Raw genomic sequence first — 1923 nt, forward strand, 5'->3', positions numbered from 1 at the left:
CAGCAGGACCACGGCGGAGGGCACCAGGTACGCGGGCAGGTGCGCGGCGGCGTACGCGCGCAGCTCCGCCGCGTCCACCACCACAGGCGAGTCGGAGGCGGCGTCGGTCGCCGGGACCAGGTAGGCGACCAGGCGCTGATCGCCCGGGTTGTCCTCGCGCAGCAGCACCGCGGCCTGCGCGATGTCGCCGCGACCCGTGAAGTGCGCCTCGATCTCCGCCGGTTCGATGCGGAAACCGCGCAGCTTGATCTGGTCGTCGGTCCGGCCCAGGAACTCCAGGCGTCCCTCGCCCCGCTCGTCGTACTGCCAACGCCCCAGGTCACCGGTGCGGTACATCCGCGCCCCCGGCTCACCGAAGGGGTCCGGCAGGAACCGCTCCGCCGTCAGCCCCGGACGCCCCAGATACCCCCGGGCCAGTCCGGCACCGGCGATGAACAGCTCGCCGGGCACACCGGGCGGGACCTGGCGCAGCGTCGGGTCCAGCGCCTGGACCCGCATGTTGTCCAGCGGGCGGCCGATGGGCACGGTGGCGCCGATCGGGTCCCCGGCGGCGATCGAGTGCCGGGTGGCGAAGACGGTGGTCTCGGTCGGGCCGTAGCCGTCGACCACCCGCAGCCCCGGGTGGACGGCGAGCACGCGGCGCACGGCGGCCGCCGGGACCACGTCTCCCCCGGTCATCACCTCGCGCACGCCGGCCAGGCTCTGCGGGGCGTCCTCCGCGAGCAGCCGGAAGAGGCCCGCGGTGAGCCAGAGCGCCGTGATCCGGTGTTCGGCGACCAGTCGCCCGATGCGCTCGGCGTCCAGATCACCGGCGGGCGCGACCACGACCTGGCCGCCGCTGAGCAGCGGCACCCACAGCTCGTAGGTGGCAGCGTCGAAGGCCTGCGGGGAGTGGAAGAGCACCCGCTCGTGGTGACCGTAGCGCTGCCACCAGCGGTCGGCGGCCAGCGCGGCGATGTCCGCGTGGGTGACGGCGACGCCCTTGGGGGTGCCGGTGGAGCCGGAGGTGTACATCACGTAGGCGAGCCGGTCCGGCTGGACCGCGGGGACGGGGCGGGCGGGGGCGTCCGGCAGCGGGGCGCTGACGTCCACCACCCGCACCCCGGCGGCGGCGCGGGCCCGTACGACCGGCAGGTCGCGGGTGGTCGCGTCCACCAGCAGCAGTTCGGCGCCGGTGTCGGCCAGGACGAGGGCGACGCGCTCGTCGGGCCAGCTCTCGGAGAGCGGCACGTACGCGCCGCCCGCCCGCACCACGGCGAGCGTGCTGGTCACGAGCGCCGCCGAGCGCCCCATCAGCAGGGCGACCCGGTCTTCCGCGCCCACCCCGAGGGCGGTCAGGTGGCGGGCGAGCCGGTCGGTGGCGGTGTCGAGCCGGGCGTAGCTGAGGGTGCCGCTCTCGCAGACGACGGCGGTGGCGTCGGGGGTCCGGGCGACCTGCGCGGCGAAGAGCTCCGGCAGGGCGGCGGCGGGCAGCGGGTGCACGTCGCCGGTGGCCAGGGCGGACAGTTCGGCGCGGCCTTCCTCGGCCAGCAGGTCGATGTCGTGGAGGCGGGTGTCGGGGTGTTCGGCGGCGCTGCGCAGGATCCGTTCGAACTGGTCCGCCAGCCGGGCGATCGTCGTCGGCTCGAAGAGGTCGGCCGCGTACTCCACGGTCACCGTCAGCCCGGCCGCGGCGCCGTCGGCGTCGTGGTGCTCGGTCACCGTGAACGACAGGTCGAACTTGGCCGCGCTGTCGAACTCGGCCTGCTGGACGGAGTCCGCGACCGCCTCGTCCGTCGCGCTGTTGAAGGTGAGGACGGTCTGGAAGAGCGGGTGCCGGTGCGGAGCACGCCCCGGGTTCAGGGCCTCCACCAGCCGCTCGAACGGCAGGTCCTGGTGCGAGAGCGCCGCCAGACCCACCTCACGCGCACGCCCCACCAACTC

The 1923-nt window shown here is 75.1% G+C and carries 1 protein-coding gene; it reads right to left on the bottom strand.

Annotated features, from left to right (window positions below):
* The coding region (locus ACFWAR_RS39365) for an amino acid adenylation domain-containing protein (RefSeq protein WP_385788539.1) at positions 1–1923 on the bottom strand (1923 nt) is incomplete at both ends.

The organism is Streptomyces sp. NPDC059917 (assembly GCF_042730635.1).
Classification (GTDB): Bacteria; Actinomycetota; Actinomycetes; order Streptomycetales; family Streptomycetaceae; genus Streptomyces.